Raw genomic sequence first — 6,935 nt, forward strand, 5'->3', positions numbered from 1 at the left:
GTCTACCCTCTTGTGCGCCCGCGCGGCGTCAGCGCAATGTCCGCGGCGAAACCGCCGCCGTTCCCTTCGCTTCGCAAGCGAAACTCCCTCCGGTCTGCACCGGAAAATCAAATCTCAATCACCGAGAATCCCGCCGCTTTCTTGATGCGGTTCGCCACTGCAAGACCGAGTCCTTCATCCGACGGACACTGCGCCCAAATCTGCGTTACCTCGGTATCATCGAACGCCCGCAAACGGTCGAATACCTCGCGCGCCTGTGCACCGAGATCGTCCCTCGAGCCGAAGCACTCCACAATGCAGTTCGGGAACATATTCTTGTACTCATCAAAGCACAGCACGCCGGTGGAGTCCCCGATATGCGCTGCAATGTACTTTGCCGTGTCCTGCGGGTTGCCGCGCACGACCGTTACAGGCGCTTTCGGCGCGTAATGCCGGTATTTCATGCCGGGCGCCGACACCTTCACGTCATCCCCGATCTTCTCGTACAGCGCGCGGTCAACATCCACCTCGCCGAGCACCGAGCGCAGCTGCTCGAGCGTGATGCCGCCCGGACGCAGCAGACGCGGACGCTCGAGCGCGAGTGTGATTACCGTGCTCTCTACGCCGACGCCGCACGCGCCGCCGTCCAATACAGCCGCAATCTTGCCGTCCATATCATGCATGACGTGCGCCGCCGTGGTCGTGGACGGTCTGCCGGACGTATTCGCGGACGGAGCCGCCAGCGGTACGCCGCTCTCCTGAATCAGCGCACGCGCCATCGGGTGCGACGGCAGGCGGATGCCCACGGTGTCCAGTCCGCACGAAACCTCGTCCGGAATGCAACCGCCCTTGGGCACGATCATGGTCAGCGGACCCGGCCAGAACGCGTCTGCAAGCTGCTTTGCCTGCGGCGGAACCGCCGGACACAGGTCGTAAATCTGCTCGAAATCCGCGATGTGGACGATCAGCGGATTATCCTGCGGACGGCCTTTCGCCAGAAAAATTTTCTTTACTGCCTCGCCGTTCAGCGCATTCGCCGCAAGGCCGTACACGGTTTCGGTCGGCATGCCGACGACCTCGCCCGCTCGAATGAGTTCTGCGGCGGTTTTTACCGCGTTTTCGTCGGTTTCCGGTGTCAAAAGAGTTGTTTTCATCAGTTTACACTTCCATTTATGATATCAATGGTCTTTTTCTTCCACTTTGGTGACAATGCCGTTTTCCAGTGTCAGGTCGAGCGTTACCTCATCAAACGGCTGTGCAATGAGGTACGAAAGGCAGGTATCGGTGTCCGCATAGTCCGGCGTGCCGAGCAGCTCACGCACCTCGTCCGCGCTCATGCCGACAAGTTCGGTGCTGTCCTGCAGGTCGCTGCCCATGAAATGCCGCTGTGCCGGTGCGGTTTTCGCCCAGTTTTCCGCAGAAAACGTCTTTGGCACGCCGATACCGAGGTCAAAATAACGGTTTGCGTTCCAGATGCCGTTTCCCACAAGCAGCATCGCCAGCACGCACGATATGCACCAGTGGGCTTTCTTCGTCCTGCCCCGAAACAGCTGCACGCTCGCCACAAGAAATACGGCGATACCCAGAACAAGTAAAATTACACCACTTCTTAACATGAAAATCCTCCTTTTATTATAAGGGTCTGTGACCCTTGTTTCCCACCAAAGAGAGGTTTATCGGACATTCACCATGCTATACTCCCATCATAAAAGAAAGGAGTGCTTCGCATGGCAAAGAACAAGAACATTTTCGTCACGATCACCGGCTTTCAGCACTATTACGGACGTGAGCCGTTCCAGATCGGCAATCTCATCCGCTGTGCCAAGGAGCCGGGCAATCCGTACGACAGCGATGCCATCCGCGCGTTTCTGCCGTACATCGGCAAGGTCGGCTACATCGCCAACAGTCCGCAGACCAAGGCCGGCGGCACGGAGAGCGCGTCGCGCATTTACGAGCGCGTGCCCAAACGGTTTTACGTCCGTGTGCTGTTCACCACCTGCACCAAGATCATCTGCCGCGTAGAATTCGGCGATATGTCCGATCTGAATGCTGAGTTGGAGAGCCAGACCGAGGACAAGTGGGACGACTGGGACGATGAGGATGACGAAATCCAGTTCTAAGGCAATACCGCATAATTGAACAAGAGTGATTTGCGAGTAAATTTTGCGTACTGGCGAGGCACAGTTTTGCGGTAATACTCGATGTATTACCGTGAAACTGCAACAAAGTCAGGACACAAAATTTCCGCAAAGCACCGCAGCTTTAATTGTGCGGTGTTGCCCCAAGGTTACATTTCGCTCTGCTCTTTCAGCTTTTCCGCTGTGTCAGCCGCGATGAGCGCGTCTAAAATCTCGTCCATATCGCCGTTCAGGAACTGATCCAGCTTGTAGATGGTCAGCTTGATGCGGTGATCGGACACGCGATTCTCCGGGAAATTGTAGGTGCGGATGCGCTCCGAGCGGTCGCCGGTGCCGACCTGACTTTTGCGGTCAGCGGCGATGGCGGCACGCTGTTTTTTCACCTCGGCCTCGTACAGCCGCGAACGCAGCACGGACAGCGCTTTCTCCTTGTTCTTGTGCTGGCTGCGCTCGTCCTGACACTCGACGACCGTGTTGGTCGGGATATGCGTCACGCGGATGGCGGACGAGGTCTTGTTAATGTGCTGACCGCCCGCGCCGGAGGCGCGGAACGTGTCGATGCGTAAATCCTTCGGATCGATATAGAAGTCGAGTTCCTCCGCTTCGGGAAGGACAGCCACGGTGGTTGTCGAGGTGTGCACACGGCCCTGACTTTCGGTCTCGGGCACACGCTGCACGCGATGTACGCCGCTCTCAAACTTGAGCCGCGAGTACACCTTGTCGCCTGCCACGCGGAACACGATTTCCTTATAGCCGCCGAGTTCGGTCTCGGATTTGTTCATGACCTCGGTCTGCCAGCCGCGCTTGTCGGCGTACATCGTATACATGCGGTAGAGGTCAGCGGCAAACAGCGCGCTTTCCTCGCCGCCTGCACCGCCGCGAATCTCAACGTAGATATTCTTCTCGTCGTTCGGGTCCTTGGGCAGCAGCAGGATTTTCAGTTCGTCCTCCATACGGGCAATGTCGCTTTTCGCCTGCTGCAGCTCCTCCTGCGCCAGCTCCTTCATGTCCGGGTCGGACAGCATTTCGGTCGCGTCCGCAAGCGTGCGCTGTGCCTGCTCGTATTCGCGGAACGCCGTGACGATCGGCTCGAGTTCGTTGCGCTCACGCAGCAGCTTGGCCGCCCGGTCGGGGTCGTCGTATAAATCCGGCGCGGAAAGCCGCATTTCCAGCTCGTCCAGCCGCGCCGCTAAGACTTTCAGTTTTTCAAACATATTCTATCTCCAAATCGTGTGAAGCACGGAAAATTCATCAAAATTGCGTTTACCAGCGTCCGGTGAATATCAAGCCCATGATGGAGCAGTATTCGCGGCACCTTACCGCCATCCACTGCCCTGGATACGGCGTTTTCGCGGGAACGCCTGCGTCGCCCAGACCGGCATGCGCCAGCAGGCGGCGTGCGCGGGCAAGATGATAATCATTTGTAATTACGGCAACCGCTGCGCCCTCGGGCAGCAGCTTTTTTGCGTTGGCGATATTCTGGATGGTCGTGCTCGACTTGTCCTCCAGGATCAGCCGTTCTGCGTCTGCGCCGTGCGCGATCATGTAATCCTGCATGGCTGCAGCTTCGGTGCGCGGCTCATCGCCGCCCTGACCGCCGCACAGGATGGCATAACTGCCCGGATTGACGTTCAGCACCGCGATTGCCGTATCGCATCGTGCCGCCAGAGCCGCCGACGGCTGTCCGTTCGGATTGACGAGCGCACCCAGTACCAGATAGTAATCCGCCTGCGGCGCAGCTGACGGGTCATCCTCGTCGAATGCTATGCCGATCACAAACACCTGCACCGCCGCAAACGACAGCACGAACAATGCAAACAGTACGCGTCCCACGCGCGACAAAATGCGGCACGCCTTATGCTTTTCGCGTCCGCAAAGCATCAGCCATTCCCCCATACAGCCGATGGCAAGCGCTAACAGGAAAATACCGCCGAACCGCGACGGCTTCCAGAACAGCTGCGGCGCGCCGATGATGGCAAACAGCGTCGCAAGCCCTATCCATACCCTTTTTTCTTTCATTGCAGTTCCTCCAGCTCAGCCGCAACGGCTTCCCATTCGTCCATTTTTGCGGCGAGTTTTTCATCGCAGGCTTCCTTTTCGGTCATCAGCTCGAGCAGCTTGCCGGAATCCGATGCCGCGTCCACCATCTGCTGTTCGAGGTCGGACGACTGGGTTTCCAGCTGTGAAATCTCGCGCTCAAGCGTGTTCAGCAGCTTTTGCAGATTCTTTGTGCCGCCGGTGCGCTTGGGCTTTTCGGGCGGCTTGGGTACGTCGTCCAGTGTCGGGACGGCGGCCTTTTTCTTTTTGGGTGCCGGTGCGGGCACCGCTTCCGGCAGTGCGCCGCCGCCCTTGGCGCGCCAGTCGAGGAACGCACTGTACGAGCCGATAAAGTCGGTCAGGTAACCGTTTTCGAGGTAGAGCACGCGGGTTGCAAAGCGCTCGACGAAGTAGCGGTCATGCGAAACAAACAGCAGCGTGCCGTCGAACGCCTCAACCGCCTCCTCAATCCACTCACGGGATGCAAGATCAAGGTGGTTGGTCGGCTCGTCGAGGATGAGCAGATTGAGCGGATCGTACATCAGCTCACACAGGCGCAAACGGCTTTTCTCACCGCCGGACAGCATATCTACGGTTTTCAGCTGGGTTTCACCGGTAAACTGGAACGAACCGAGCCGGTTTCGCGCCACCTGCATGGACACGTTCTTGTCGTAGATGAGCGTATCGATGAGATTGCGGTGCGGATTGGCAAAATACACCTGCTGCGGCAGGTATGCCGGCTTGAGTCCAACGCCCTTGCGGATTACACCGCCATCCGGCACTTCCTCGCCAAGCAGGATTTTCAGCATGGTGGTCTTTCCGGCGCCGTTTGCGCCAAGCAGCGCGACGCGCTCGCGGTTGCGGATGTTGAACGATACGTTATGCAATATTTCTCGCCCATCATAACTCTTTGTAATATCACGAACCTTGAGCACTTCCTCCGTCTCGTAGTTCGGGTCACCAAACGTGACGGTCATCTTTTTGTCGGTCTTAGGCCGGTCAGTGACCTTCATACGCGCAATGCGCTTCTCGATGGACGCGGCACGCTTTGCCAGATGCTCGGTGCCGTGCTCGTGCATGGAACGCGCAGTCGCCTCCAGACGCTTTTTCTCCGCCAGCTCGTGCTCGTGGTGCTTGAGCTGCTCCTCACGGCGACGCTCACGCTCGACCGCATAGTACGAGTAATTGCCGTTGTAGAAATCGCAGGTGCAATCGTGGATTTCAATTACGCGGTCGCAGCACTGGTCGATAAACCAGCGGTCATGCGAGATAATGAGCACGGTGCCGCGGTAATTCTCCAAATAATTGCCCAGCCAGTCCACAGCGTCCATGTCGAGGTGGTTCGTCGGCTCGTCGAGCAGCAGCACGTCGGTCTGCTCGAGAATGATGCGGGCGAGGTTGATGCGCGTTTTTTCGCCGCCGGAGAGCAGGTCAAACTTCTGCGAGCGCATTTCCTGCGCGATTTCAAGACCGTTGCACACGCGGTTGATCTCGTAATCGCGGTTGTAGCCGCCGAGGATTTCCAGCCGCGTTTCCAGCTGTGCGTAACGCTTGAGCAGCGATGCATCATCCGGCTTGCGCGTCATTTCATCGATCAGCGCGTCCATTGCTGCCGCAACTTCGTCAGACTCCTTGAACGCCAGACGGAGAATATCCTCCACGGTCGATTCCGGCGGAAAATCCGGCATCTGATCAATGACACCTGCGGTTCGTCCCTGTCCGAACGCAACGTGTCCGCCGTCATACGACAGTCTGCCGGTCAAAATATTGAGTAAAGTGGTCTTTCCGGCGCCGTTTGCGCCTAAAATAGCAACCTTTTCGCCCGGCTGAATGTCAAAGGAAATGTCCTTCAGGATCAGGCGATCGCCATAATATTTGGTCAGGTTTTGTACGGTAATATCTGCCACGGAGAGAACTCCTTTCAATGCACTTTTATTCAGTTTATATTATAGCACAATGTGCCCCGTAATAGGAGAGAAAACCTGCATAATTTGCAGATTTTTGCGCGGTTTTCTCTGCCCGAAAACGCAAAAAAGCTGTCTCAAAAGACAGCTTTTTATGGAAATTCAGAGCAGCAGCGGCAGCAGTTCCTCCGCGCGGTCGACTACATGCTTCGCGCCTGCGTCCTCCAGCTCCTCTCGGCCGCCAAAGCCGAACGTCACGCCGATGCAGTCAATACCGCATTGCTTCGCACCTTCCACATCGTGCAGGCGGTCACCGACCAGTACAGCCTGTGACAGATCCTGCACCTGCAAACGGTCGAGCGCCTGCTGTGTGACCTGCGCCTTTGTGCCGATCGTGCCATCCAGCGTTGCACCGGAAACCACGGTGAAATACTGCGCAATATCAAAGTATTTGACGATTTTATCAATGAAAAACGCCGGTTTGGACGATGCGGTAGACAGAGTCTTTCCGGCGTCCGTCAGGGTCTTCAGCAACTCCGGAATTCCGTTGTAGAGCATGTTCTCCTTCCAACCGATCACGCCGAATCGCTCACGGTAGAACTCGATTGCCTGCTTTGCCTCGGCGTCATCGAAGCCGTAGCTGCGGCGGAATTCGTCGTACAGTGGCGGACCGATAAAGCGCTCCAGCGGCTTGAGCTCCGGCTCGTGGATGCCCATTTTATCCAGCGCATACTGCACCGATTTGGTGATGCCCTCGCGGGAATCGGTGAGCGTACCGTCTAAATCAAATAAAATATACTGATACATCGGCGTTTTCCTCTCAGTAGTATAGAAAAAGCAGCAACTTTCGTTGCTGCTTAGATGTAGGCGTTGAGTT

At 56.9% G+C, this 6,935-nt stretch carries 7 protein-coding genes; 1 reads left to right on the forward strand and 6 read right to left on the reverse strand.

Annotation, left to right across the window (positions count from 1 at the left end; all coding sequences use genetic code 11):
* Positions 1-107: 107 nt before the first annotated feature.
* Positions 108-1,133: an L-threonylcarbamoyladenylate synthase gene (locus DW088_RS12245; RefSeq protein ID WP_118360939.1), complete on the reverse strand. Its 1,026-nt coding sequence runs from the start codon at positions 1,131-1,133 to the stop codon at positions 108-110.
* 24 nt (positions 1,134-1,157) lie between these two features.
* On the reverse strand, positions 1,158-1,595 hold the full coding sequence (locus tag DW088_RS12250; protein WP_118360941.1) for a hypothetical protein: 438 nt from the start codon (positions 1,593-1,595) through the stop codon (positions 1,158-1,160).
* Positions 1,596-1,706: 111 nt separating this feature from the next.
* Here DW088_RS12250 and DW088_RS12255 point away from each other — a divergent pair, with 111 nt between their 5' ends.
* On the forward strand, positions 1,707-2,099 hold the full coding sequence (locus DW088_RS12255; RefSeq protein ID WP_118360943.1) for an HIRAN domain-containing protein: 393 nt from the start codon (positions 1,707-1,709) through the stop codon (positions 2,097-2,099).
* Positions 2,100-2,266: 167 nt separating this feature from the next.
* Here DW088_RS12255 and prfA read toward each other — a convergent pair whose 3' ends face one another.
* From prfA to DW088_RS12275, 4 genes are all read right to left on the reverse strand, one after another.
* The gene (prfA, locus tag DW088_RS12260) at positions 2,267-3,331 is read right to left on the reverse strand and encodes a peptide chain release factor 1 (protein ID WP_118360945.1); all 1,065 of its coding nucleotides are present in this window, start codon (positions 3,329-3,331) and stop codon (positions 2,267-2,269) included.
* A 49-nt stretch (positions 3,332-3,380) separates the two neighbouring features.
* Positions 3,381-4,136: a YdcF family protein gene (locus tag DW088_RS12265; protein WP_118360947.1), complete on the reverse strand. Its 756-nt coding sequence runs from the start codon at positions 4,134-4,136 to the stop codon at positions 3,381-3,383.
* Positions 4,133-6,061 (reverse strand): ribosomal protection-like ABC-F family protein, encoded by a 1,929-nt coding sequence (abc-f, locus tag DW088_RS12270; protein WP_118360949.1) that lies wholly within the window; start codon positions 6,059-6,061, stop codon positions 4,133-4,135. The genes DW088_RS12265 and abc-f overlap by 4 nt, the downstream gene beginning before the upstream one ends.
* Positions 6,062-6,220: 159 nt before the next feature.
* Entirely contained in the window at positions 6,221-6,865 is a 645-nt protein-coding gene (locus tag DW088_RS12275) for an HAD family hydrolase (RefSeq protein WP_118360951.1), read from the reverse strand.
* Between the last annotated feature and the right edge of the window lie 70 nt (positions 6,866-6,935).

This window comes from Butyricicoccus sp. AM05-1 (assembly GCF_003474415.1).
GTDB classification, from domain to species: Bacteria; Bacillota; Clostridia; order Oscillospirales; family Butyricicoccaceae; genus Agathobaculum; species Agathobaculum butyriciproducens.

Bases quoted from the DNA above. Each gene is read 5' to 3' on its own strand.
- DW088_RS12245 (WP_118360939.1), bottom strand. From the start codon at position 1,133: ATGAAAACAACTCTTTTGACACCGGAAACCGACGAAAACGCGGTAAAA.
- DW088_RS12250 (WP_118360941.1), bottom strand. From the start codon at position 1,595: ATGTTAAGAAGTGGTGTAATTTTACTTGTTCTGGGTATCGCCGTATTT.
- DW088_RS12255 (WP_118360943.1), top strand. From the start codon at position 1,707: ATGGCAAAGAACAAGAACATTTTCGTCACGATCACCGGCTTTCAGCAC.
- prfA (WP_118360945.1), bottom strand. From the start codon at position 3,331: ATGTTTGAAAAACTGAAAGTCTTAGCGGCGCGGCTGGACGAGCTGGAA.
- DW088_RS12265 (WP_118360947.1), bottom strand. From the start codon at position 4,136: ATGAAAGAAAAAAGGGTATGGATAGGGCTTGCGACGCTGTTTGCCATC.
- DW088_RS12275 (WP_118360951.1), bottom strand. From the start codon at position 6,865: ATGTATCAGTATATTTTATTTGATTTAGACGGTACGCTCACCGATTCC.